Origin of the sequence: Kitasatospora sp. NPDC059673, assembly GCF_042734215.1 — a bacterium.
Lineage (GTDB): Bacteria > Actinomycetota > Actinomycetes > Streptomycetales > Streptomycetaceae > Kitasatospora.
Genome location: NZ_JBHWEN010000004.1, coordinates 179,071 through 203,814 on the forward strand (window position 1 = coordinate 179,071; position 24,744 = coordinate 203,814).

The window sequence follows — 24,744 nt, forward strand, 5'->3', positions numbered from 1 at the left end:
GACACAGCAACCATTCCAGACGATCGAACATCGGGACGCATCCGCGCGCGGCCTGCGCACTTCACCCCGATTTCCATGGTTGCCCAGCGCAGATGAGAATTGCGTGAATCCGGTAGCGGATTCCCACCCCCGCCGATCGGCGGGGGTGCCAGCCCGTACCCCCACCAGGGAGAGACATGCCGCCGACCCGGGTCCTGATCGTGGACGACGAGGTGCTGGTCCGCTCCGGGCTGGGCCTGATCGTCGGCTCCGCACCCGACCTCGAAGTGGTCGGCGGCTGCTCCGGCGCCCAGGCGGAGCAGCAGACCCGGGCGCTCACCCCGCAGGTGGTGCTGCTCGACGTCCGGATGCCCGACCTGGACGGCATCAGCGTGCTGCGCCGCCTGCGCGCCCTGCCCGACCCGCCCACCGTCGCCATGCTCACCACTTTCGACACCGACGAGTACATCGGCACCGCGCTGCGGGCCGGCGCCGCCGGGTTCCTGCTCAAGGACACCGCCCCCGAGCAGCTGGTGCACGCCGTCCGGGTGCTCGCGTCCGGCGGCAGCGTGCTCTCCCCGACCGTCGCCCGCACCGTGATCAGCGGCTACGTGGACGGCGGTGGCCCCGACCTGACCGCCACCGCCCTCACCCACCGGCTCACCGGTCGCGAACTCGACGTCCTGGCCCTGCTCGGCGAAGGCCTCTCCAACGCCGAGATAGCCGACCGGCTGTTCCTCGGCACCGGCACCGTCAAGGACCACATCAGCGCCATCCTGGCGAAGCTCGGCGCCGCCAACCGGGTCCAGGCCGCCGTCATCGCGCACCGCGCCGGGCTGGTCCGCGAACCCCGGGACGGGGAGTGACCTCCGCCGCCGCCTCCCCCTCCGACGACGCGGCCGAGGCCGACACCGACCTCCCCGCCGAAGCCGGGGCCCCGCGCCGCTGGGCCTGGCTGCGCTCCCCCCGCACCACCCTGCTGATCCCGGTGGCGGCCGCCGCGCTGGACTCCGCGCTGGTCGCCAAGGGCTCCGCACCCTGGCAGCTCGCGCTGTCCGCGCTGTCCGTCGTCGCCCTGCTCGCCCGCCGCCGCCACCCGCTGCCGGTGGCCCTGCTCACCCTGCCCGGGGCGTTCTTCAACGAGATCTGGCTGGCCCCGCTCACCGCCGTGTACGCGGTCTCCGCCGCCTACCCGAAACCGCGGATCCCGGTCACCTGCGCCATTTCCTTCGCCCTGGTCGAGTTCTTCCACTGGCCTTTCGCGCCCGAACTGCTCGCCCTCAGCCGGGACAACGCGCTGTACGCCATCCAGTCCGCGATGCTCGGCGCCGGGCCGGCCGCGCTCGGCACGCTCACCCGCACCCGCCGCGAACTCGCCGAACGCGTCACCGAACTCACCGAGGGCCGCCAGCGCGAAAGCCGGCTGATCGCCGATCGGGTGCTGGCCGCCGAACGCGCCCGGCTGGCCCGCGAAATGCACGACGTGGTCTCCCACCAGGTCAGCCTGATCTCCATCCAGGCCGGGGCGATCCAGGTCGCCAGCACCGACCCGGCCTCCCGGGACGGCGCCCGGACCATCCGCGAACTCTCCGTCCGCACCCTGGACGAACTGCGCCAGATGGTCGGCGTGCTGCGCGCCGCCGGCCTCGGCAACGGCACCCCGCTCGCCCCGCAGCCCACCCTCGCCGACCTGCCCCGGCTGATCGACGGCAGCGGCCTGCCCGTCACCCGCCGACTCGACCCCGGCCGCCGCGACTGGCCCGAAGCGGTCGAACGGGCCGCCTACCGGACCGTCCAGGAAGGCCTCACCAACATCACCAAGCACGCCCCCGGCGCCCCGGTCACCGTCCGGGTCGCCGCCCGCGGCGAGAAGCTCCACGTCGAGGTCCGCAACGGCCCGCCGGCCGACCGCCCCACCACCGTCCCGCTGCCCGGCGGCGGCCACGGCCTGATCGGCCTGCGCGAACGCGCCGCCCTGCTCGGCGGCACCTTCACCGCCGGTCCCACCCCCGACGGCGGTTTCCGTCTGCACGCCGTCCTGCCCGCCTGAAACCGCCGGGAATTCCAGCCGGGCGCACCCGGACAACAACCGGGGAAACCACAAGGGAGAACAAAAAAGCCCCGCAGATCCTGAGATCTGCGGGGCTTCGCTGTGCGCGAGGGGGGAGTTGAACCCCCACGCCCTTTCGGGCACTGGAACCTGAATCCAGCGCGTCTGCCTATTCCGCCACCCGCGCATGGGTGTTGTCTTCCGGAGCTTGTCGCTCTTTCGACTCTTCGAGAAGCTTAGCGCATCTCTCCGGGTCTTCCGTTCGGCTCCCTTGCGGGCGCCCCTTCCGACATGGAAAACATTAGCACGCTCCGAGCCCCACCTGCGAATCCATTCCCGAGGGCCCCCGGCACCGCTCCCTGCGGACCGCAACCGACGTGGGTCCGAACGGGTGAGCGGACCGCCCGGTGGGTACCCTCCGGGCGCGACCTGGCCGGGGAACCGTACGGAAGGGCCGGGCGTGGATACGATCAGTACGGAAGTACCGCTTTCCAGCCGACGAGCCGGCCCGACCGAGCCCTGAGAGGGGGTGCCCCGTGGGAGTCCTGAAAAAGTTCGAGCAGCGACTCGAAGGTCTCGTGAACGGCACCTTCGCGAAGGTGTTCAAGTCCGAGGTCCAGCCGGTGGAGATCGCCGGCGCCCTGCAGCGCGAGTGCGACAACAACGCCAGCATCTGGAACCGGGACCGCACGGTCGTCCCGAACGACTTCATCGTCGAGCTCAGCCCGCACGACCACGAGCGGCTCAGCCCTTACGCCGGCCAGCTCGGCACCGAACTGGCGGGCATGGTCCGCGAGTACGCCGAGGCTCAGCGGTACACCTTCATGGGCCCGCTCCAGGTCGCCCTGGAGAAGGCCGACGACCTGGACACCGGCCTGTACCGGGTGCGCAGCCGCACGCTGACGGCCGAGGAGCCGCAGCGGCCGCCCGCGCCGCCCGCCGCCCCGCCCGGCTACGGCCGCCCGCCGACCCCACCCGCGCCCGGCGCGCCCTGGCAGCAGGGCGCCGGAGCCCCGTACGGCGCACCGCCGCCGCCCTCCGCCCCGCCCCCGATGCCGCCCGCCCCGCCGGCCCCCGGCCACAACGTCCGGCCGTTCCCCGGCGCGGGCCACGGCGGTGCCGGCACCCGGCGCTGGGTCGAGGTGAACGGCGCCCGGCACCAGATCAGCCAGAACGCGGTCGTACTGGGCCGCTCCACCGAGGCCGACATCCGGATCGACGACCCCGGGGTGTCCCGGAAGCACGCGGAGATCCGCCCCGGCACGCCCGCGATGGTGATGGACCTCGGCTCCACCAACGGCATCGTGGTGGACGGACAGCACACCCAGCGCGCTACGCTCCGCGACGGCTCCCGGATCGTCCTGGGGTCGACCACCATCGTCTACCGACAGGTCGAAGGGTAGAAGCGGGCCGGTATGTCTGATCTGACCCTGACGGTCATGCGGCTGGGCTTCCTCGCCGTGCTCTGGCTGTTCGTCATCGTCGCGGTGCAGGTGATCCGCAGCGACCTGTTCACCACCAAGGGCGCCACGCGCTCCGGGCACCGGGCCGCCGCGCCCAGCGCCCCGGCCGCGTCCGGTGCGGGCCGCCCGCCGCAGGGGCAGCCCGCCGCGGCCCAGCAGCAGGCCCGGCAGCGCCGCGGCCAGCCCACGCACCTGGTGGTCACCCAGGGCTCGCTGGCCGGCACCACCGTCGCGCTGCACGGCCAGACCGTCACGCTGGGCCGGGCGCACGACTCCACGATCGTCCTGGACGACGACTACGCGTCCTCCCGTCACGCCAGGATCTACCCCGATCAGGCTGGGCAGTGGACCGTCGAGGATCTAGGCTCCACAAACGGCACCTATCTGGACCGACAGCGGCTGACCACGCCGACGCCGCTCCAGATCGGCGTGCCGATCCGAATCGGCAGGACCGTCATCGAGCTGCGGAAGTAGTCAGCGCATGAGGACCAGCTCCACCCGAAGGAGGGCCCGGACAGCATGAGTCTCGTGCTGCGCTTCGCCGCCGGCTCGCACAAGGGCCTGATCCGCGAGGGGAACGAGGACTCCGGCTATGCCGGGCCGCGGCTGCTCGCGGTGGCCGACGGCATGGGCGGGGCGGCGGCCGGTGAGGTCGCCTCCTCCGAGGTGCTGGGGTCGATCGTCCGGCTCGACGAGGAACACCCCGGCGCCGACCTGCTGACCCTGCTGGGCGACGCGGTGCAGACCGCCAACGACCGGCTGCGGCAGATGGTCGAGCAGGACCCGCAGCTGGAGGGCATGGGCTGCACCCTGACCGCGCTGCTGTGGGACGGCCACCGGATGGGCCAGGTGCACATCGGTGACTCCCGCGCCTACCTGCTGCGGGACGGCCGGCTCGACCAGATCACCCAGGACCACACCTGGGTGCAGCGGCTGGTCGACGAGGGCCGGATCACCGCCGAGGAGGCCGAGACCCACCCGCAGCGCTCGCTGCTGATGCGCGCCCTCGACGGCCGCGGCCAGGTCGAACCCGACCTGTCGATCCGCGAGGTCCGGGCCGGCGACCGCTACCTGATCTGCTCCGACGGCCTGTCCGGCCCGGTCAGCCACCAGACCCTGGAGGAGACGCTCGGCAGCTACTACGCGCCGCAGCAGACCGTCCAGGAGCTGATCCAGCTGGCGCTGCGCGGCGGCGGCCCGGACAACATCACCTGCATCGTCGCCGACGTGATCGACGTCGGCGCCACGGACACCCTCAGCGGGCAGGTCACACAGGCCCCCGAGGTGGTCGGCGCGGTCGCCGACACCCAGCCGCACCCGATGCACGACCCGCACCTGCTGGACACCCCCGCCGGTCGCGCGGCCGGCCTCGGCCGCGCCCCGCAGCCCCCGCAGGGCGCCTTCGGGCCCGCCGAGGGCTACCAGGGCGGCTACGACCAGCAGCCCGGCTACGGCGCCCCGGCCGGTGATTTCGGCCCCGCCGAGGGCTACCAGGGCGGCTACGACCAGCCCGGCGGCTACGGCGACCCGGCGGGCTTCCCGCCCGCCGACGGCGGCGAGTACGGCGGCCCCGACCCGTACGAGGGCGAGGCCCCGCCGAGCCGGCGCAAGAAGAAGAGCGGCCTGAAGTTCACCCTGATCGGGGTGCTGGTGCTCGCGGTGCTCGGCGGCGGCGGCTTCTTCGCCTGGCAGTGGAACCAGAACCAGTACTACGTGGGCGCCGAGAACGGCCACCTCGCCGTCTACCGCGGCCTCGACCAGAACCTGGCCGGCCTGAAGCTCAGCTCGGTCTACCAGCAGTACGGCGACGTGGAGCTGAAGTACCTGCCCGCGTTCCAGCGCGACCAGGTCGCCAAGAACATCCAGGCGAGCAGCCTCGACGACGCCCGGAAGCAGGTGGAGACGCTGCGCGCGCAGGCGGAGGTCTGCAAGAAGGTCGCCGAGTCCAAGGCCGCCCCGGCCACCGGGGACGCCACGCCGTCCGCCCCGCCGTTGACCGAGCAGGAGCAGCAGCTCGCCGTGTCCTGCTCCGGGCAGTAGGCCGCGGGCGAACCCGGGGGTTTTCACAGGCATGAGCACATTCGACGTGAGCAACGGCAGCACGCCCACCACCGGGCGGCGCCGTGCCGTCGGCCGGTCCGCGGCGGGCGCCCCCCCGAACCGGCGCAACACCGAACTCCTGATGCTGGCCTTCGCCCTCGCGATCCCGATGCTGGCGTACGCCAACGTCGGCCTGGCGATCGACGGCAGCCTGCCCGTCGGCATGCTGAAGTTCGGGCTCGGCATGGGCGTGCTGGCGCTGGGCGCGCACCTGGCGGTGCGGCGGTTCGCGCCGTACGCCGACCCGCTGCTGCTGCCGCTGGCGACGCTGCTGAACGGGCTCGGCGTGGTGATGATCTGGCGGCTCGACAAGGCCGGCAAGCTGCTGCGCAACAACTTCCCGGCGGCCGGGAACCAGCTGATGTGGTCCGCGCTCGGCGTGGCGATGTTCATCGGCGTGGTGATCCTGCTGAAGGACCACCGGATCCTGCAGCGCTACACCTACATCTCGATGGTGGTGGCGCTGGTGCTGCTGGCCGCGCCGGCCTTCTTCCCGTCCCGCGAGGAGGACTTCGGCGCGAAGATCTGGATCCGCATCGGCTCGTTCTCGATCCAGCCCGGCGAGTTCGCCAAGATCATCCTGACGGTGTTCTTCGCCGGCTTCCTGATGGTCAAGAAGGACGCCCTGGCGCTGGCCAGCCGCAAGTTCATGGGCCTGTACCTGCCGCGCGGCCGCGACCTCGGGCCGATCGTGGTGGTCTGGCTGCTGTCGATCCTGATCCTGGTGTTCGAGACCGACCTGGGCAGCTCCTTCCTGTTCTTCGGCCTGTTCGTGGTGATGCTGTACGTCGCCACCGAACGGACCAGCTGGATCGTCTTCGGTCTGACCATGTCGCTCGGCGGCGCGGCCGTGGTGGCCTCCGCCGAGCCGCACGTGAAGACCCGCATCAACGCCTGGCTCGACCCGATGGCGGCGTTCGCACCGAAGCCGCCCGCCCAGTCCTCGGAGCAGATCGGGCAGACCCTGATGTCGCTCGGCTCGGGCGGCACCCTCGGCACCGGGCTCGGGCAGGGCCGCAGCTGGCTGATCCAGTTCGCGGCGAAGAGCGACTTCATCCTCGGTTCGTTCGGCGAGGAGCTGGGCCTGACCGGCCTGATGGCGCTGTTCATGATCTACGGGCTGGTGGTGCAGCGCGGTCTGCGCACCGCGCTGGCGGCGCGCGACCCGTTCGGCAAGCTGCTGGCGGTCGGCCTGAGCTCGGCGTTCGCGCTGCAGGTTTTCGTGGTCGCGGGCGGCGTCACCGGCCTGATCCCGCTGACCGGTATGACCATGCCGTTCCTCGCCCAGGGTGGTTCGTCCGTGGTGGCGAACTGGGCCCTGATCGCCATCCTGCTGAAGATCAGCGACACCGCCCGCCGGCCCGCCGTCGAACCGGCCGCCGCCATCCCGGAACCGGCCGGACCGGAGCGGCTCGGGGCCGCCGGCCCGGGCGCACCGGACGAGAGCAGGGGAGCGACCTCGTGAACAAGCCGATCCGCCGGGTGTCGGTCTTCTGCCTGGTCCTGATCCTCGCCCTGATGCTCCGGGTGAACTGGGTGCAGGGCGTGCAGGCCTCGGCGTGGGCCAACAACCCGCACAACGACCGGACCAAGTACGACAAGTACGCCTACCCGCGCGGCAACATCATCGTCGGCGGCCAGGCCGTCACCAAGTCCGACTTCGTCAACGGCCTGCGCTACAAGTACAAGCGCTCCTGGACGGACGGACCGATGTACGCGCCGGTCACCGGGTACTCCTCGCAGACCTACGACGCCACCCAGCTGGAGAAGCTGGAGGACGGCATCCTCTCCGGCACCGACTCCCGGCTGTTCTTCCGCAACACCCTGGACATGCTGACCGGCAAGCCCAAGCAGGGCGGCGACGTGGTCACCACCATCGACCCCAAGGTGCAGAAGGCGGCCTTCGAGGGGCTGGGCAACAAGAAGGGCGCCGCGGTCGCCATCGACCCCAAGACCGGGGCGATCCTCGGGCTGGTCTCCACGCCGTCCTACGACCCGGGCACCTTCGCGGGCGGCACCAAGGAGGACGAGAAGGCCAAGGCGGCGCTCGACGCCGACCCGAACAAGCCGCTGCTGAACCGGGCGCTGCGCGAGACCTACCCGCCCGGTTCGACCTTCAAGCTGGTCACCGCGGCGACCGCGTTCGAGACCGGCAAGTACCAGCAGCCGTCGGACCTCACCGACACCCCGGACCAGTACATCCTGCCCGGCACCAGCACCCCGCTGATCAACGCCAGCCCCACCGAGGACTGCGGGAACGCCAGCGTGCAGCACGCGATGGACCTGTCCTGCAACACGGTGTTCGGCAAGATGGGCGCCGAGCTGGGCGGCGACAAGCTGCGGGCGCAGGCCGAGAAGTTCGGCTTCAACAAAGAGGTGAACATCCCGATCCGGGCCGACGCCAGCCACTTCCCGTCGAACTCCAAGCCCGACGGCACCGCGATGGACGCGATCGGCCAGCACGACACCCGGGCCACCCCGTTGCAGATGGCCATGGTGGCGGCGGCGATCGCCAACAACGGCTCGCTGATGGAGCCCTACTTGGTCGCCCAGGAGGGCTCGGCCGGGAACGTGATCTCCACCCACACCGAGCACCAGATGTCGCAGGCGGTCTCGCCGGCCACCGCGCAGAAGCTCCAGCAGCTGATGGAGTCGGTGGTGCAGAACGGCACCGGCAAGAACGCGAAGATCCCGGGCGTGACGGTCGGCGGCAAGACCGGCACCGCCCAGCACGGCCAGGACAACTCGAGCCCGCCGTTCGCCTGGTTCGTCTCCTACGCCAAGGGCCAGGACGGCAAGCAGGTCGCCGTCGCGGTGGTGGTCGAGGACGGCGGCGGCGGCGAGGCGCGCGAGGTCACCGGCGGCTCGCTGGCCGCGCCGATCGCCAAGTCGATGATGCAGGCGGCGCTCGGCAAGTAGGTCGGTCGTATCCGTCACATTCCGGCCATCGATCCTCGATCGGTGGCCGGAATTGTCACAATGGGACGGTCCGGGTCGATACCGGTCTGGTCTCAGCTGGCCGCCTGCACCAGGCGGGTCAGGTTCGCCCGGTAGCGTATCCGCCAGCAGCGGGTGTACCCGCAGCCAGTCCGCGGCGACCAACTGCGGACGCCGGCACCGTGAAACCACCGCGGCGGCGGCCGCGTCAAGACAGAGCGTGCGGGGACACTACGTCATATCCTCACCGACCGGTGGGGGAGAGGGTCGGAGATATGGAAGAGCCTCGTCGCCTAGGCGGCAGGTACGAGCTCGGCGGCGTCCTCGGACGCGGTGGCATGGCCGAGGTGTACCTCGCCCACGACACCCGGCTCGGCCGCCAGGTCGCAGTGAAGACCCTCCGTACCGACATGGCCCGCGACCCCTCGTTCCAGGCCCGGTTCCGCCGCGAGGCGCAGTCCGCGGCCTCGCTCAACCACCCCGCCATCGTCGCCGTCTACGACACCGGTGAGGACTACATCGACGGGATCTCCATCCCGTACATCGTGATGGAGTACGTCGAGGGCTCCACCCTGCGCGAATTGCTGCACACCGGGCGGCGGCTGCTGCCCGAGCGCGCGCTGGAGATGACCATCGGCATCCTGCAGGCGCTCGAGTACTCGCACCGCGCCGGCATCGTGCACCGCGACATCAAGCCCGCCAACGTCATGCTGACCCGGCAGGGCAACGTCAAGGTGATGGACTTCGGCATCGCCCGCGCGATGGGTGACGCCGGCATGACGATGACCCAGACCTCCGCGGTCATCGGCACCGCCCAGTACCTCTCCCCCGAACAGGCCAAGGGCGAGACCGTCGACGCCCGCTCCGACCTGTACTCGACCGGCTGCCTGCTGTACGAACTGCTCACGGTGCGCCCGCCGTTCGTCGGCGACTCCCCCGTCGCGGTGGCCTACCAGCACGTGCGCGAGGAGCCCGCCCCGCCGTCCGCGTACGACCCCGAGGTGCGCCCGGAGATCGACGCGATCGTGCTGAAGGCGCTCGCCAAGGATCGCGACTACCGCTACCAGTCCGCCGACGAGATGCGCGACGACATCGAGCGCTTCCTCGACGGCCTCCCGGTCGCCGCCGCCCAGCAGGCCGCCTACGGCGCGGGCGCGGCCGGCTACGGATACGACCAGGGCGGGCAGTACGACCCGTACGGCCAGACCAACATGCTGCCCCAGCAGGGCGGCCCCACCACCATGCTGCCGCCGGTCGGCCACCAGCAGCCCGCGCAGTACGGCGGCTACCAGGACGGCAACGGTGGCGGCGGCTACGAGGACGACGGCTACGAGGGCCGGGGCAGCCGGCGGCGCGAGGAGCAGCCGAAGAAGAGCAACACCTCCTGGATCATCCTCGCCGTCGCGGCGGTGCTGGTCCTGGTCGGCGCGTTCTTCGTGGTGCAGTCGATGGTGAAGACCGGCGGCTCGAACGCCAAGACCACCGTCCCGAACCTGATCGGCAAGACGCTCCCCGACGCGGAAGCCGCGGCGAAGGCGCAGAACAGCTCGCTCACCGTGGCCACGGGCGACCCGATCGCCTGCCCCGACACCAAGATCCAGAAGGACCAGGTCTGCACCCAGGAGCAGGCCGCGGGCACCGAGATCGCCACCACCGGCAAGATCACCGTGCACCTGTCCTCCGGCCCCGCCCAGATCGACGTCCCCGACGTCACCGGCCAGACCAAGGACGCCGCCACCGCGGCGCTGACCGGCAAGGGCTTCACGGTCACCGTCAACTACAGCAACGACGACAAGGTCGAGCAGGACAAGGTCATCTCGCAGTCGGTGACCGGCAAGGCCGCGACCGGAACCTCCGTCACGCTGGTGGTCTCCTCCGGCCAGCAGAAGGTCACCGTGCCGAACCTGATCGGCCAGTCCCAGGACAACGCGACCCAGGCGCTCGCCGACCTCAACCTGACGGCGAACGTGGTCACCAAGGTCGTCGGCCCCACCGAGCAGGCCAAGGTCGGCCAGGTCATCGGCCAGGACCCGAAGGGCGGCCAGGTCGCCAAGGGCACCAAGGTCACCCTCACGGTCGGCAAGCTGGCCGACAAGGTCTCCATGCCGATCGTGGCCAACAAGACCTACAAGCAGGTCGTCGCGGACCTTCAGAAGCTCGGCCTCAACTCGGTGGTCGTGTCGGGCCCGCAGGACGAGAACGCGATCGTGATCGGGAGCGACCCGCCGTCCAACCAGCCGGTCGACCCGAGTATCCCGGTCAAGCTCTGGACCAGGGCCGGCGACAAGACGCCGGCCACACCCTGACCGGCACCGCACAGCGTGAAGGGGCCGCACCGTCCAAGGACGGTGTGGCCCCTTCGCGTTGACGGTGCGTCAGCGGATCTCGGGCGGCGGGGTGCGGTGGGCGTCCATCGGATCGACCCGGACCAGCTTGGCCCACACCGCCATCCGGTAGCGCGAGGTGTACACGGGCGTGCAGGTGGTGAGCGTCAGGTACCGGCCCGGGCCGGTGAACGGCGAGCCCTCGGGGACGGGCGCGACCACACCCACGTTGTACTTGGAGGTCTGCTGGAGCGTCCCGGCGACCCGGTACACGTACCAGTCGTCGCGGGTCTCCACCACCACCGGATCGCCCTCGGAGAGCCGGTCCAGGTCGTGGAACTTCGCGCCGTGCCCGTCCCGGTGCGCCGCCATCGTGAAGTTGCCCTCGGCGTCCCACGGCATCGCCGACCGGTACGGCTCCTCGTACACCCCGGCGACGCCTTCGTTGAGCACGTCCGTGCTGGTGCCCATCCGGATCAGCGTCGTCCGGTCGTCCTTCTCGAACGCCGGCACGTGCAGGAAGCCCACACCATCCCCCGCCTCGTACTCCGGGGCGGGGGCCGGGGCGTCGGACCCCGGCGAGGTGACCGCCGGGGCACTCCAGGCCTGCCGCAGCCTGTCCCCCTGCCGGCTCGCGGCCCGGGCGGCCACCACGTCCGTCCACCAGAGCGAGTAGCCGACGAACAGCGCCAGCACCAGCCCCAGGGTGATCAGCAGCTCCCCCACCAGACCAAGGGCCGCGGCCACCCCTCCGCGCCGTCGCCCGCCCAGATCGGTTGTGCCCATGGTGCCGTGCCTCGCTGCTCAGTGTTGCCCGGTCAGCGCCTCCGGCTGGCCCTGGCTCCTCGGCCGTTCGTCGACCATCTTGCCAAAGACGATGAGCCTTCCCCGGGCACTGAACTCCGGCGTGCATGTCGTCATGGTCAGGTAGCGGCCCGGTCCGGTGAACGGCGAACCCTTGGGCACCGGCTGAATCACCGTCACGTTGCTCGGCGGGGTCTCCGGGATGCCGCCCGCCACCTCGTAGGTGTAGTAGGACGTCGCCGTCTCCACCACGATCTTGTCGCCCGGCGCGAGCTTGCCGATCTCCCGGAACGGCTGGCCGTGCGTGGTGCGGTGCGCGGCGACCGAGAAGTTGCCGCTCTGGTCGGAGGGCATCGCGGTGCCCGGATAGTGGCCGACCAGGCCCTTGTCGAGCACCTGCTGCTTGTTGATGCCTTCGGCGATCGGGTAGTTCAGGTCCAGCTTCGGGATGTGGATGATCGCGAAGCCCTGACCGGGTTCGAACTTGGCCGGTACCGGCGGCGCGCCGTCGGCCGACGGGGCGGCCGGCTGCTTCCACTGCTGTTCCAGCTTCTTGCCCGCGGCGTCGGCGGCGTTGTCGGCCACCACGTTGGTCCACCACAACTGGTAGGAGACGAACAGCAGCATCACCAGGCCGAGGGTGATGAACAGCTCCCCCACCACCCGGGCCAGCACCACCCGCTTGCGCTCCTTGGGCCGCGCCGGACGCGGGCCTGAAGCCCGCCCGGACGCCCGCCGCCGACCGGTGCCCGCCCGCAGCCCCACCGGGCCCTGGGCGCGCCGCTGTCCGGCCCGGGCACCCGGACCGGGTATCGCGGCCGGATCCGGCCCGTTGGGCGGCAGCCGCAGCTGCAGGGTCTGTTCCGGGGCCGGCTCGTAGACACCCCAGCCGTCCGGCTCGCCCATCTCCTCGGGAACGCCCCGCTCCGGGCGCACGGCGGTCACCGGGTCAGCTCCGGCCGATCACCGGGGCGAGGCCGGACGAGCGGCCCACCGCCTCCGGGAACCCGCACTCGGCCAGCCAGTTGGCGAGCATCCGGTGCCCGCCCTCGGTGAGCACCGACTCCGGGTGGAACTGGACGCCCTCGACCAGGAGTTCACGGTGCCGCAGGCCCATGATCACCCCACTCTCGGTGCGCGAGGTGACCACCAGTTCGGCGGGCACCGTCTCCGGCTCGACGGCCAGCGAGTGGTAGCGGGTGGCGGTCAGCGGCGAGGGCAGGCCCTCGAACACCCCGCCGTCCTCGTGCACCACCGAGGAGGTCTTGCCGTGCAGCAGCTCCGGCGCCCGGCCGACCACCGCGCCGTACGCCACCGCGATCGACTGCAGACCCAGGCACACCCCGAACAGCGGCAGCCCGATTCGCGCGCAGTGGTGCACCATCTCCACGCACACCCCCGCCTCCTCCGGCGTCCCGGGCCCGGGGGAGAGCAGCACCCCGTCGTAGCCCTCCTCGCCGTCCCTGACCCTGGCCTGAGCCACCGTCAGCCGGTCGTTGCGGACCACCTCGCAGACCGCACCCAGCTGGTACAGGTACTGGACGATGTTGAAGACGAAGCTGTCGTAGTTGTCGACCACGAGAATCCGGGGCGGGTGGCCGGCGGAGGTCATCGCTAACTCCTGGGGTGTGCGTGCGTCGAAGGGCGGACGGAGCCGGAGCCGGTTCAGCCGCCGGCGCCCTGGTCCACCGTCACGTTCCCGAAGGGGAGCAGCGGCTCGGCCCACGGGAACACGTACTGGAACAGGACGTAGACCACCCCGAGGACGAGCAGCAGGGCGATCAGCGCACGAACCGGCGCGGGGCCCGGAAGATGCCGCCAGATCCAGCCGTACATGGTGCTCCTCGATGCTCGGGTCGGCTCAAGCGTAGACGCCCACCCGCCTGCCTCAGGCGGGTATCGGCGCAACGGGCCGCCGTGGCGGCCTACTGGGCGGAGGCGGCCCGCAGATCGATCGATCCGGCGTACCCTGGCAGGCTGAGCTCGTTGCTCTCCTGGACCTTCCAGCCCAGCCCGTAGGCGGCCACGTAGCCCAGGTAGTTGCGGATCGTGGGGTCGGCGTCCACCGCGGCACGCAGCGAGTCGGTCCGGCCGACCGCGCGAATCACGTACGGCGGGGAGTAGACCCGGCCCTGCAGCAGCAGGGTGTTGCCGACGCAGCGCACCGCGCTGGTGGAGACCAGCCGCTGGTCCATCACCTGGATGCCCTCGGCGCCGCCGCGCCACAGCGCGTTCACCACGGCCTGGATGTCCTGCTGGTGGATCACCAGGTCGTTCACCCCGGGCTCGGGAACGCCCGGGATCCGGGCGGTGGCGTTCGGCGGGGCGTCGTCCAGCGTGACGGTCAGCCCCGGCCCGTGCAGCGCGTCCAGCCCCGCGGCCTGCTGCAGCGCGGTCAGCCGGGCCGCGTCGTCCGGGCTCTGCCCCTGCTCGCGGGCCAGCCCGTCGGCCCGGTCCTGGTCGGCGGCGACCTGCTCCTGGAGCTGCTGGTTCTGGGTGGAGCGCTGCTGTATGACGTCGCTGAGCCCCAGCAGCGAGTTGTCGGTGCGCAGGTCGGTCCCGTGCGCGGTCTGTGCGCTCACGTAGAACAGCAACCCGGCCATCGAGAAGACGGTGCAGGTCAGGGCACGTCCGACAATTCGGCCCCGGCGCGGGCGCGCGACCGGGCTCGGCAAAGAATTCGTGGAATCAGGCACCGTACCCTTATCTCCCTCAGACCCGGCGAGCCACTACGCTAACGGACGCCGGTGGCATGTGCGGAGCTCCGCGACCGTACGGACCGGTCCACACGTGCCACCCGCCCCCACTGACCACCTGCGCGGTCACAGCGCATCGACAGGAGAGCCCCTCGTGCCGAAGTCTCGACTCCGCAAGAAGGCCGACTACACGCCGCCGCCGACCTCCGCGACCGCCGTGAAGATCAGTTCCGGCCGGAGCTGGGTGGCACCGCTGATGCTGGTGCTGTTCCTGATCGGCCTGGCCTGGATCGTCAGCTACTACGTGACCAGCGGCACCTGGCCGGTCCAGAGCTGGGGCAACTGGAACATCCTGGCCGGTTTCGGCTTCATCGCGGCGGGCTTCGCCGTCTCCACGCAGTGGAAGTAGGGCCGGTGCCGCCCGCCGGGCGGTTCTCGGCCTGATGCGTGCCCCGCACCGCTTCGGCCTCCGGGCCGGGGCGGTGTTCGGCATGCCCGGGCGTCGCCTGCCCGGAGGTCGCCTGCCCGGAAGTCGGCCGGTCACGGAGCGTCCGAACGTTTATCCACAGGGTTGTCCACACTGGGGAAAACTTCCCCATGCCTGTGGATAACTCGCAACGCAGCAGGATAACGCGCGTAGATCAGGGAAATCCAATCGCCCGGCACGCCCCACCGCCCACCACCTGTGGACAGCTCACGCCCGGCCGCTGCCACCCGCGGATCAGCCGGGCAGACGGGCCATCCCGAGCAGCACCAGACCCAGGCTCACGGCCAGCACCGCGGCCGCCGTCAACCCCTGCACCAGGTTCCGGTGCGCCCGTGGGGCGTACATCATGCCCGCGCCGATGACGGTGCCCGCCACCAGACCACCGACGTGCGCCCGCCAGTCGATCATGCTGCTCAGCGAGAAGGTGATCACCAGGTTCACCACCAGCAGCGCGATCACCGGCTGCATCGGCACCCGGTTCACCCGGAACAGCACCGCGGTGGCCCCCAGCAGCCCGAAGATCGCCCCGGACGCGCCGACCGTGAACAGCTGCGCATGCGGCGGAGACAGCAGGAAGGACAGCGCGTTGCCGGCGATGCCCGCCACCAGATACAGGCCGAGGAACCGCACCCGGCCGAGCACCCGCTCCAACTGAGGCCCGAGCACCCAGAGCGAGAACATGTTGGTCGCGATGTGCAGCAGCCCGCCGTGCACGAACATCGCCGTCACCAGCCGGTACCACTCCTGCGGCCCGTCGGCCATGCCGAACCTCAGCCCCGGCAACGGCGCCCAGCTGACCAGACCCAGCCTGACCTGCCACTGCCTGGACACGTACTCGGTCAGCAGGAACACCAGCAGGTTCAGGCCGATCAGCACCTTGGTGACCAGCGCACCGTCGCCGAGCGCCAGTATCCCGCCGAACGCCGTCCGCTGCCGGGGCTGCCGCTCGGCCGCGCCGCGCACGCAGTCCGGGCACTGGAAGCCCACCGAGGCGGGCACCATGCACTCCGGGCAGACCGGCCGCCCGCAGCGCGCGCAGGACACGCCGGTCTCCCGCTCGGGGTGGCGGGGACACCGGGGCAGCCCGGATTCCTGGCCGTCCACGGGCGTCGGCCGCACGGGCTCCTCCGGAAGCATCGGCGCTGTCCCTCCATCAACGAAACGGTCCCGGTGCCGCCGCCGTGCGAAACGGGGCACCACCGGGACCGTCCAGGCTACTGCGCGCCGGAACGCGCGGCGCCGCCCCGCAGGGCGGCAGGGATCCGAATCAGCCGCGCGAGACGACGACCGACTCGATCACCACGTCCTGGACCGGGCGGTCGTAGGGCTTGGTGGTGGCGGTGGTGGCGATCGCGTCCACGACCTTCTGGCTGGCCGCGTCCACGACCTCGCCGAAGATGCTGTGCTTGCGGTTCAGCCAGGTGGTCGGGGCCACCGTGATGAAGAACTGCGAGCCGTTGGTGCCCGGGCCGGCGTTGGCCATGGCCAGCAGGTACGGACGGTCGAACGACAGGTCCGGGTGGAACTCGTCGGCGAACTTGTAGCCCGGGCCGCCGGTGCCGTTGCCCAGCGGGTCGCCGCCCTGGATCATGAAGCCGTCGATCACGCGGTGGAAGACGGTGCCGTCGTACAGCGGCTTGGCGGCCACCTCGCCGGTCTCCGGGTTCTTCCACTCGCGGGTGCCCTCCGCCAGCTCGACGAAGTTGGCCACGGTCTTCGGGGCGTGGTTCGGGAAGAGCTTGACCACGATGTCGCCGCGGTTGGTCTTCAGGGTGGCGATGAGTTCCTCGGCCACGGGAGTACCTTCCTGTCTTTCTAGCTGACTATCCGAGGAATCATCCCATGATCGCCGCAGACGGCTCAGCCGAAGGTGCTCGGCAAAGAAGCGGGATGCATGATCTCCTATCAGGTGGAAAGGTGCATACCGGACAACACCGGACACCCGCCGAGAAGGAGAAGCCCGTGAGCCGTACGGACACCGCGCGCGAGACCGCCGCACGGGCGAAGGACGCCGTCGCGCCCTACGCCGCCTCCGCGAAGGAAGCCGCCCTGCACTACGCCGAGGAGGCCAAGCAGGTGCTGGGCCCCAAGCTGGAGGCGCTCGGCCCGAAGGCCGCGGCAGCCGGAGCACAGGCCCGCAACGGGGCCGGGCAGGCCGCGCACGCCGCCCGGGTGCAGTACGTCAAGCACGTCGCCCCGCACCTGGAGCAGGCCTTCTTCAGCCTCCCCCCGGAGACCCAGAAGGCCGCCCTGAAGGCCGTCCACCGGGCCCAGGAGGCCGCGCTCGCCGCCAAGCTGTCGGCCGGTCAGGCCGCCTGCCAGGCCCGGACGAACGTCGCCCCCAAGGTCGCCGAGACCTTCCAGGCCGCCAAGGAGAGCGTCGTCCCGCTCGCCCACGAGGCCCAGGCCCGCGGCGCCGCCGCGATCACCGCGCTGCACGGCAACGTCAGCGCCGCCGAGATCAGCAGCCTGGCCGCCAAGAACGCCAAGAAGAAGCGCTGCAACAGCTGGACGACCGGCCTCGCGGTGGCCGGCACCATCGCCATCGGCGCCGGCGTGCTGGTCTGGCAGTGGTACCGCAAGCAGAACAACCCCGAATGGCTGACCGAGCCCCCGGAGCCCGCCACCACCCCGTCCGCGACAGCCGAGGCGACCCGGCCCGGCAGCGCCACCGGCACCCCGGTCGGCGGGGCCACCATGAACGGCTCCGTCCCGCACGAGGAGCCGGAGGCCTCGGCATCCGACCCCGCCACGAAGCCGACCCCGCCGCCGGACACCCGGCCCGCCGACGACGACCGTCCCAAGCCGCACGACCCGCGCAAGCCGCACTGAACGCCCCTGGACGCCGAACCCACCGGCGTCCGGGAGTCTCCGGACACAGAACGGCCCCCGACCTGGTTTCCCCGGTCGGGGGCCGTTCAACGACTGTGGAGCCTAGGGGAGTCGAACCCCTGACATCTGCCATGCAAAGACAGCGCTCTACCAACTGAGCTAAGGCCCCGAGCAATGGGCACTAGCCTACCCGCTCCCGGGCAACGCCCCACGCGGGTTTCGGACCGGCCCCGGCCTGTGCTCCGCAGGCCGGTCCGAGGAAGACTCGTGCGTCAGCTCAGCGGCCGGCCGGAACCGGGTCGGTCGCCTCGGTCCACAGGTCCTGCTCGGCGCGGTCCGCCTGGACCTGACGGTAGACAAAGAAGCCGCCGAGGGCGACCAGGGCGACCAGGAGAAGCTTCTTCACCGCGGGACCTCGTCCTTCTTGCTTGCTTGGATGTAAGAGTACGAACCAGCGGTCAGGCTGAAGACCGCCCTGGGGCCGATGATACACACCGGTAACCGGTTCAGAAGCGGCCCCCGCCACCGCCAACCGGCCGATCTGCAAGCGCCTTTGACGCTTCCCCACCAGTACGGTCATCGGACTGCGTGCCCGCAACGTCTCCTACTGTTGACGCCCCGGGCCCGCCGCCGGTTCCGAACCGCCGACGGGCCCTTCGAAAGGCCTGCCGCCTACCCTGCCTGGCCGCGACGCCGCCTGCGCAGATGCGCCACATCCCGCCGGATCGCCAGCACGTGCTCGCTCAACGAATCCAACCGGGCGCCGTGGGCGTCCAGCCGCGACTCCTGCCGGGAGATCCGCTCACTGATCGCGGTGATCACCACACCCTGCGCGTTCAACCGCCGGTCCACCGACCCGAGCGCGGCGGCCAGCTCGGCGACCACCCCCGGCAGCTCCGCCGCGGTGAAGCCGTACTCCGACGGTTCCTCCCCCACCGGCGGATACCCCTCGAACGGTTCCAGTCCGTCGATCCGCCGCCGCCACGCCGCCACGGCCGGATCCCGCCGCACCGTCTCCTCCTCGTCCCACCGCAACTCGCTCCACCGCTTCCACGGCGGGGCCGGGAACAGGAGGTGCACGGCCGGCGGCTCGGCCACCGGCCGGGCGGCGCTCTCGATCAGGTCGAGCAGGCGACTGCGGACCTCGCGGGCGACCTCGCTGTCTCGCAGCAGCATCGCGACGTTCAGCACGGCGCGGCGGGAGTACAGCGCGACGCCGTTCCCGCCGCCCTGGGGGCGGCGGCCGACGGGGGCTTCAGGGGTGCTGACCTGCCAGAGGGACTCTTTGTCCCTCTGGTCCATGGGGTTGTCCACAGGGCCTGCGATCGGATCGCCCGCCTCCGCCTCGGACTGACCGCTTCGCAGGCCCGTGACCTGCCAGAAGTGCGGATTGCACTTCTGGTTCCCGAGGTTGTCCACAGCCTTGCGAATGGTGAACCCGTTGCTCTCCAACTCCGGCCGGTGACGCCGGACCATCTTGCGGATGGCGTACTCGCTGACCCCGAAGTAGTCGGCGACCATCCGCGTGGTGACGTGCAGCCCGTCGGGCAGCAGGACGAGGGCCTTGACCTCGTCGAGGACTTCGGTGCGCTCGCACAGGCCGCTTCGGAGCGTCCTGGACTCGAGCAGCGCGGCTTCCATGGACATGGGGATGCCTCACAGGGTGAAAGAAGACATGACGTGGGAACCGCCCAGTCGCCCGGGGCGGGCGGGGCCGGTCATCCGCCGGCCGGAGCAGAGGTCGCGCTGTGTCCTACGTCACCCAATGACCGGGTCTGTCGCCCGGCTATCCCCGACTTCACATCAGTTTCGAGTCAGCTCACCCTGTGTTGCCTCTGCGCACCCACTTCAACGAGCGGTGCCGGACGGAGGTTACGGCCGTTCGTGGGGGAAAATGTCGAAGGCCCCGATCACCTGGTGATCGGGGCCTTCGCGCCGGTGGGCCTAACAGGACTTGAACCTGTGGCCTCTTCCTTATCAGGGAAGCGCTCTAACCGTCTGAGCTATAGGCCCTTGCCGCACTGAAAGATTAGCGGACCGATGGCCGATCTCCCAAATCCGTATCCGCGGGCCCCGCCGGACGGCGCTGCTCAGCGGCCTCGGCGAGCCACTGGGCGCGGGTGGCGGGGAGGCGGGAGGCGCCCGCGGGGGTGGGGCGGACGGCGAGGATCTGGTTGATGCCGATGCGGTTCTGCTCGAAGGCGAGGGCGCAGGCGGACATGTAGAGACGCCAGACCCGCGCCCGGCCACGGCCGGCCAGTGCGGCGGCGTCGGGCCAGTGGGCCTCCAGGTTCGCGACCCACTCGCGGAGGGTGCGGCCGTAGTGCTCGCGGAGGGCCTCGACGTCGCGGACCTCGAAGCCCGCCTCCTCCAGGCGGGAGACGGTGGCGCCGACGGGGGAGAGCTCGCCGTCGGGGAAGACGTAGCGGTCGATGAAGGGGGAGAGCCGGTACTTCTCGCCGGGGTCCAGTGGGCGGCGGGCGATCTGGTGGTTGAGCAGGCGGCCGCCGGGGGCGAGCAGGTCGTACAGGTGGCGGGCGTAGACCAGGTACTGGGTCGAGCCGACGTGTTCGGCCATGCCGACGCTGGAGATGGCGTCGAAGGGCCCGTCGGGGATCTCCCGGTAGTCCTGGAGCCGGATCTCGATCCGGTCGGCCAGGCCTGCCTCGGCGACCCGCTCACGGGCCAGGGCGACCTGTTCGGTGGAGATGGAGACGCCGACCGCCCGGACGCCGTAGTGGCGGGCCGCGTGCAGGACCAGCGAACCCCAGCCGCAGCCGACGTCCAGCAGGCGCATGCCGGGGCGCAGGCCGAGCTTGCGGCAGATCAGGTCGAGCTTGGCCTCCTGGGCGTCCTCCAGGCTCTTCGCCCCGGGGGCCCAGTAGGCGCACGAGTAGACCATGGTGGGGCCCAGTACGAGCCCGTAGAAGTCGTTGCCGACGTCGTAGTGGTGGCTGATCGCGGCGCGGTCACGACGGCGGCTGTGCAGCGGGCCGCGGCGGCTCCGGACCTCCTCGGGCGGGGGCGTGGGTGCCGGGCCGAGCGCGCCCAGGCGCAGGGCGATGCCGAGCAGGCGGCGGCCGGGGGCGGCGAGGAGCCGGCGCGGGCCGAGCCGCAGGGCGCGGATGTCCGGGTCCTCGGCGAACGCGGCGACGGCGTCCAGCACCTCGTAGAGATCGGTGCCGGGGTCGAGTTCGAGGTCGCCGGCCACGTAGGCGCGGGCCAGGCCGAGCTCGCCGGGGGCCCAGATCAGGCGGCGCAGGGCCCGGCGGTTGCGCAGGACGAGGGTGGGGGCGCCCGTCGGGCCGGCCTGGGAGCCGTCCCAGATGCGTAGTCGCAGTGGGAGCCGACGGCCGATCAGGCCTTCGAGCGCTCGGACCAGTTGCTGTGCGTTCTCCGCCATCACGGACACCTCTCGACCGGCCGTACCCGTCCCGGGCCGCCCGGTGTCCGCTGTCGCGGCCGGTGGACCCCGTGCTCGTTCGTGGCTTTCATTTGTCCATGCGGGGGCGGTGCGGCCTCTCCCGGCGCGCCGCCCGGTCACCCGATTGCCGCCGGGGACGACGACGGGCCCCGAAGGCTTCAACAGCCTTCGGGGCCCGGGGAATTCCGCGAACTGACGTGGGGTCAGTCTTCTTCGGCGAGGGTGAGTTCGACGCCTCCGGTGAAACCGGCCGCGGTGTTGTAGATGAACGCGGCGAGGGTGGACAGCGCGGTCATCAGCACCACGTCGACCACCGCGATCAGGGTGGTGAACATCATGACCTTGCCGAACCCGATGTAGTCCATCAGGTTGAACGCGCCGGAGCTGTCACTGCCGGTGACGTCCTTGAGGGTGCTGGTCAGCGAGTCGAAGACGCCGAGGCCGTCCAGGGTCATCCAGAGCACCGCGGAGGCGACGATGACGATCACGCCGACGGCCAGCGAGAGCACGAAGCTGACCTTCATGACCGACCAGGGGTCGGCCTTGGTGATCCGCAGCCGGGCCTTGCGGACCCGGGCGGTGCCGCCACCGCCGCCACCGCCGGCGGCGCCCGGTGCGGGGCGCTGGGCGCCGGGGGCGCCGCCCTGGGGGCCCGGGCCGGTGCGGGTGCCGCGCGCCGGGGTGTTCTGGCCCTTGGCGTACGTGGTGGGCTGGGAGAAGCCGGGCGGGCCGCTGGGGGCCGGCGGGTTCTGGCCGCCGTAGCCGGGCTGGCCGGCCTGGGGCATCACCGAGGTGGACGCGGCGGGGTTCTCGGGGCGCTGCGGTGCACCGTACGGTGTCCCGCCCGGTCCGCCCGACAGGCCGCCCGTGGCACCTCCAGCACCCGTGGCTCCGCTCACCGTGGTCCTCCCGAACCGTCCGCCAGGCCGATCGAACCGCCTGGTCCGTGTTGTGCTCGCTCCGCCTGCCCGGTTGGCCTGCGGTCAACCCGTGGTGCCCGCCCCGCCGGAAGCGGAACGGGCACCACGGTCGCGGTCGCGCGTCAGCCCTGGTCGGGCGTGCCGTCCGCCTCGTGCTCGGTGGCGGTCGCGGTCCCGGTCGCCTCGGCGTCGAGGTCCGCGCCCTCCTCCTCGTCGGCCTCCGCGTTGCGGGCCATGCCCACCACCGCGTCGCGCTTTCCGAGGTTGATCAGTTGGACGCCCATGGTGTCACGTCCGGTTTCACGAACCTCGGAAACCCTGGTCCGGATCACTCCTCCGGAGAGCGTGATGGCCATGATCTCGTCGGTCTCCTCGACCACCAGGGCGCCGACCAGCGAGCCCCGGCCCTCGACGATCTTCGCAGCCTTGATACCGAATCCGCCGCGTCCCTGGACACGGTACTCGTCGACCGACGTCCGCTTGGCGTAACCGCCGTCGGTGGCGGTGAAGACGTACGTCCCCGGGCGGACCACGTTCATCGAGAGCAGTTCGTCGTCCTCGCGGAACGACATGCCCTTGACGCCGGAGGTGGCCCGGCTCATCGGGCGCAGTGCCTCGTCGGTGGCCTTGAAGCGGATCGACTGGGCCTTCTTGGAGATCAGCAGCAGGTCGTCCTCGGCGGAGACCAGCTCGGCGCCGATCAGCTCGTCGTCCCGGCCCTCCTCGTCCTGGCGCAGGTTGATCGCGATCAGGCCGCCGGAGCGCGGCGAGTCGTAGTCCTTGAGCGGGGACTTCTTGACCAGGCCGCCGCGGGTGGCGAGCACCAGGTACGGCTTGTCCTCGTAGGTGCGCACCGCCATCACCTGGGTGATGTGCTCCTCCGGCTGGAAGGCCAGCAGGTTGGCGACGTGCTGGCCGCGGGCGTCGCGCCCGGCGTCGGGCAGCTCGTAGCCCTTGGCGCGGTAGACCCGGCCCTTGTTGGTGAAGAACAGGATCCAGTTGTGCGTGGTGGTGACGAAGAAGTGGTCGACGATGTCGTCCTGCTTCAGCTGCGCGCCGCGTACGCCCTTGCCGCCGCGCTTCTGCGAGCGGTAGAGGTCGGAGCGGGTGCGCTTGACGTAGCCGCCGCGGGTGATGGTGACCACGATGTCCTCCTCGGCGATGAGGTCCTCGATGGAGAGGTCGCCGTCGGAGGGGATCAGGGTGGAGCGCCGCTCGTCGCCGTACTTCTCGACGATCGCGGTGAGCTCCTCGGAGACGATCTCGCGCTGCCGGGCGGGCGAGGCGAGGATCGCGTTGTACTCGTTGATCTTGGCCTGGAGTTCGTCGTGCTCGCTGAGGATGCGGGCGCTCTCCAGGGCGGCCAGGCGGCGCAGCTGCATCTCGAGGATGGCGTTGGCCTGGAGTTCGTCGATCTCCAGCAGCTGCATCAGGCCGGTGCGGGCGGCGTCGGCGCTCTCCGAGGCGCGGATCAGCGCGATCACCGCGTCGATCTGGTCGAGGGCCTTGAGCAGCGCGCGCAGGATGTGGGCGCGCTCCTCGGCCTTGCGCAGCCGGAAGGTGGTCCGGCGGACGATGACCTCGATCTGGTGGGCGACCCAGTGCCGGATGAAGGCGTCCAGCGAGAGGGTGCGCGGCACGCCGTCGACCAGGGCCAGCATGTTGGCACCGAAGTTGGTCTGCAGGTCGGTGTGCTTGTACAGGTTGTTGAGCACGACCTTGGCGACCGCGTCCCGCTTGAGCACGATGACCAGGCGCTGGCCGGTGCGCGAGGAGGACTCGTCGCGGACGTCGGCGATGCCGGCGATCCGGCCGTCCTTGACCAGGTCGGCGATCTTCAGGGCGAGGTTGTCCGGGTTGACCTGGAACGGCAGCTCGGTGATCACCAGGCACTGGCGGCCCTGGATCTCCTCGACCTCGACCACGGCGCGCATGGTGATCGAGCCGCGGCCGGTCCGGTAGGCGTCCTCGATGCCGCGGCGGCCGACGATCAGGGCGCCGGTCGGGAAGTCGGGGCCCTTGATCCGCTCGATCAGGGCTTCCAGCAGTTCCTCGTTGGAGGCCTCGGGGTGCTCCAGTGCCCAGAGCGCGCCGGAGGCGACCTCGCGCAGGTTGTGCGGCGGGATGTTGGTGGCCATGCCGACCGCGATGCCGGTGGCACCGTTGACCAGCAGGTTGGGGATGCGCGAGGGCAGGACGGTGGGTTCCTGCTGGCGGCCGTCGTAGTTGGCGGCGAAATCGACGGTCTCCTCGTCGATGTCGCGCATCATCTCCATCGCCAGCGGCATCATCTTGCACTCGGTGTAGCGCATCGCCGCGGCCGGGTCGTTGCCCGGGGAGCCGAAGTTGCCGTTGCCGTCGACCAGCGGCATCCGCATCGACCAGGGCTGGGCGAGGCGGACCAGGGTGTCGTAGATCGAGGTGTCGCCGTGCGGGTGGTAGTTGCCCATCACGTCGCCGACCACGCGGGCGCACTTGTAGTAGCCCTTCTCGGGCCGGTAGCCGCCGTCGTACATCGCGTAGAGCACGCGGCGGTGCACCGGCTTGAGGCCGTCGCGGACCTCGGGCAGGGCGCGCGAGACGATGACGCTCATCGCGTAGTCGAGGTAGGAGCGCTGCATCTCGGTCTCGAGCTCGATGAGCTCGACCCGGTGACCGCTCTGGGCAAGGGTGGTGCTGTCCTCGGGCTGCTCGCCGCCGTCCGGACGGTTGTCGTCGACCACTGGTG

22 protein-coding genes and 3 tRNA genes are annotated in these 24,744 nt (G+C 71.1%); 10 read left to right on the top strand and 15 right to left on the bottom strand.

Annotation, left to right across the window (positions count from 1 at the left end; genetic code table 11):
* The first annotated feature begins 176 nt into the window (after nt 1-176).
* Nucleotides 177-845, top strand: coding sequence for a response regulator (locus tag ACFV18_RS07260; RefSeq protein WP_380480196.1), 669 nt, complete (start codon nt 177-179; stop codon nt 843-845).
* A complete protein-coding gene (locus ACFV18_RS07265) occupies nt 842-2,029 on the top strand; it encodes a sensor histidine kinase (protein WP_380480198.1) in 1,188 nt (395 codons plus the stop codon). The genes ACFV18_RS07260 and ACFV18_RS07265 overlap by 4 nt, the downstream gene beginning before the upstream one ends.
* A 103-nt stretch (nt 2,030-2,132) precedes the next feature.
* On the opposite strand, the gene ACFV18_RS07270 is transcribed toward ACFV18_RS07265, so the two are convergent.
* Nucleotides 2,133-2,216 (bottom strand) — tRNA-Leu (locus tag ACFV18_RS07270).
* 349 nt (nt 2,217-2,565) lie between these two features.
* Here ACFV18_RS07270 and ACFV18_RS07275 point away from each other — a divergent pair.
* From ACFV18_RS07275 to pknB, 6 genes are all read left to right on the top strand, one after another.
* A complete protein-coding gene (locus ACFV18_RS07275) occupies nt 2,566-3,432 on the top strand; it encodes an FhaA domain-containing protein (protein WP_380480200.1) in 867 nt (288 codons plus the stop codon).
* Between the two features lie 12 nt (nt 3,433-3,444).
* A complete protein-coding gene (locus tag ACFV18_RS07280; RefSeq protein ID WP_380480202.1) occupies nt 3,445-3,966 on the top strand; it encodes an FHA domain-containing protein in 522 nt (173 codons plus the stop codon).
* 45 nt (nt 3,967-4,011) lie between these two features.
* A complete protein-coding gene (locus ACFV18_RS07285; protein WP_380480204.1) occupies nt 4,012-5,532 on the top strand; it encodes a protein phosphatase 2C domain-containing protein in 1,521 nt (506 codons plus the stop codon).
* A gap of 31 nt (nt 5,533-5,563) precedes the next feature.
* Nucleotides 5,564-7,057 (top strand): FtsW/RodA/SpoVE family cell cycle protein, encoded by a 1,494-nt coding sequence (locus tag ACFV18_RS07290; RefSeq protein ID WP_380480206.1) that lies wholly within the window; start codon nt 5,564-5,566, stop codon nt 7,055-7,057.
* Nucleotides 7,054-8,511, top strand: a complete 1,458-nt coding sequence (locus ACFV18_RS07295; RefSeq protein WP_380480208.1) for a peptidoglycan D,D-transpeptidase FtsI family protein — start codon at nt 7,054-7,056, stop codon at nt 8,509-8,511. Before ACFV18_RS07290 ends, ACFV18_RS07295 begins: the two co-directional genes overlap by 4 nt.
* A 293-nt stretch (nt 8,512-8,804) precedes the next feature.
* The gene (pknB, locus tag ACFV18_RS07300; RefSeq protein WP_380480210.1) at nt 8,805-10,835 is read left to right on the top strand and encodes a Stk1 family PASTA domain-containing Ser/Thr kinase; all 2,031 of its coding nucleotides are present in this window, start codon (nt 8,805-8,807) and stop codon (nt 10,833-10,835) included.
* A gap of 69 nt (nt 10,836-10,904) precedes the next feature.
* Here pknB and ACFV18_RS07305 read toward each other — a convergent pair whose 3' ends face one another.
* From ACFV18_RS07305 to ACFV18_RS07325, 5 genes are all read right to left on the bottom strand, one after another.
* The gene (locus tag ACFV18_RS07305) at nt 10,905-11,600 is read right to left on the bottom strand and encodes a class E sortase (RefSeq protein WP_380480212.1); all 696 of its coding nucleotides are present in this window, start codon (nt 11,598-11,600) and stop codon (nt 10,905-10,907) included.
* Nucleotides 11,601-11,657: 57 nt separating this feature from the next.
* Nucleotides 11,658-12,602, bottom strand: a complete 945-nt coding sequence (locus ACFV18_RS07310) for a class E sortase (protein WP_380480213.1) — start codon at nt 12,600-12,602, stop codon at nt 11,658-11,660.
* 4 nt (nt 12,603-12,606) lie between these two features.
* Nucleotides 12,607-13,269 carry an aminodeoxychorismate/anthranilate synthase component II gene (locus ACFV18_RS07315; RefSeq protein ID WP_380480215.1) on the bottom strand — a complete coding sequence of 221 codons (663 nt, stop codon included), beginning with the start codon at nt 13,267-13,269 and terminating at the stop codon, nt 12,607-12,609.
* Between the two features lie 53 nt (nt 13,270-13,322).
* Nucleotides 13,323-13,493, bottom strand: a complete 171-nt coding sequence (locus ACFV18_RS07320) for a hypothetical protein (RefSeq protein WP_014137037.1) — start codon at nt 13,491-13,493, stop codon at nt 13,323-13,325.
* Nucleotides 13,494-13,582: 89 nt separating this feature from the next.
* The gene (locus ACFV18_RS07325; RefSeq protein ID WP_380480217.1) at nt 13,583-14,260 is read right to left on the bottom strand and encodes a DUF881 domain-containing protein; all 678 of its coding nucleotides are present in this window, start codon (nt 14,258-14,260) and stop codon (nt 13,583-13,585) included.
* A gap of 247 nt (nt 14,261-14,507) precedes the next feature.
* Here ACFV18_RS07325 and crgA point away from each other — a divergent pair, with 247 nt between their 5' ends.
* A complete protein-coding gene (gene crgA, locus ACFV18_RS07330; protein ID WP_380480219.1) occupies nt 14,508-14,762 on the top strand; it encodes a cell division protein CrgA in 255 nt (84 codons plus the stop codon).
* Nucleotides 14,763-15,074: 312 nt separating this feature from the next.
* Here the strand turns inward: crgA and ACFV18_RS07335 are convergent, their stop codons facing one another.
* Together ACFV18_RS07335 and ACFV18_RS07340 are read right to left on the bottom strand one after the other, a co-directional pair.
* Nucleotides 15,075-15,977 carry a rhomboid family intramembrane serine protease gene (locus ACFV18_RS07335; RefSeq protein ID WP_380480221.1) on the bottom strand — a complete coding sequence of 301 codons (903 nt, stop codon included), beginning with the start codon at nt 15,975-15,977 and terminating at the stop codon, nt 15,075-15,077.
* 130 nt (nt 15,978-16,107) lie between these two features.
* Nucleotides 16,108-16,635 carry a peptidylprolyl isomerase gene (locus ACFV18_RS07340; RefSeq protein WP_380480223.1) on the bottom strand — a complete coding sequence of 176 codons (528 nt, stop codon included), beginning with the start codon at nt 16,633-16,635 and terminating at the stop codon, nt 16,108-16,110.
* Nucleotides 16,636-16,802: 167 nt separating this feature from the next.
* On the opposite strand from ACFV18_RS07340, the gene ACFV18_RS07345 reads away from it, so the two are divergent.
* A complete protein-coding gene (locus ACFV18_RS07345) occupies nt 16,803-17,672 on the top strand; it encodes a DUF5324 family protein (RefSeq protein WP_380480225.1) in 870 nt (289 codons plus the stop codon).
* 96 nt (nt 17,673-17,768) lie between these two features.
* Here the strand turns inward: ACFV18_RS07345 and ACFV18_RS07350 are convergent.
* From ACFV18_RS07350 to gyrA, 7 genes are all read right to left on the bottom strand, one after another.
* A tRNA-Ala gene (locus tag ACFV18_RS07350) sits at nt 17,769-17,841 on the bottom strand.
* Between the two features lie 108 nt (nt 17,842-17,949).
* Nucleotides 17,950-18,078, bottom strand: a complete 129-nt coding sequence (locus ACFV18_RS07355) for a DLW-39 family protein (RefSeq protein WP_014137031.1) — start codon at nt 18,076-18,078, stop codon at nt 17,950-17,952.
* A gap of 266 nt (nt 18,079-18,344) precedes the next feature.
* Nucleotides 18,345-19,319: a hypothetical protein gene (locus ACFV18_RS07360; RefSeq protein ID WP_380480227.1), complete on the bottom strand. Its 975-nt coding sequence runs from the start codon at nt 19,317-19,319 to the stop codon at nt 18,345-18,347.
* A gap of 292 nt (nt 19,320-19,611) precedes the next feature.
* Nucleotides 19,612-19,685: transfer RNA gene (locus tag ACFV18_RS07365), tRNA-Ile, on the bottom strand.
* Nucleotides 19,686-19,701: 16 nt separating this feature from the next.
* The gene (locus tag ACFV18_RS07370; RefSeq protein WP_380480229.1) at nt 19,702-21,075 is read right to left on the bottom strand and encodes a class I SAM-dependent methyltransferase; all 1,374 of its coding nucleotides are present in this window, start codon (nt 21,073-21,075) and stop codon (nt 19,702-19,704) included.
* 224 nt (nt 21,076-21,299) lie between these two features.
* The gene (locus ACFV18_RS07375) at nt 21,300-21,995 is read right to left on the bottom strand and encodes a DUF3566 domain-containing protein (RefSeq protein ID WP_380480231.1); all 696 of its coding nucleotides are present in this window, start codon (nt 21,993-21,995) and stop codon (nt 21,300-21,302) included.
* Nucleotides 21,996-22,138: 143 nt separating this feature from the next.
* Nucleotides 22,139-24,739 (bottom strand): DNA gyrase subunit A, encoded by a 2,601-nt coding sequence (gyrA, locus tag ACFV18_RS07380; RefSeq protein WP_380480233.1) that lies wholly within the window; start codon nt 24,737-24,739, stop codon nt 22,139-22,141.
* Between the last annotated feature and the right edge of the window lie 5 nt (nt 24,740-24,744).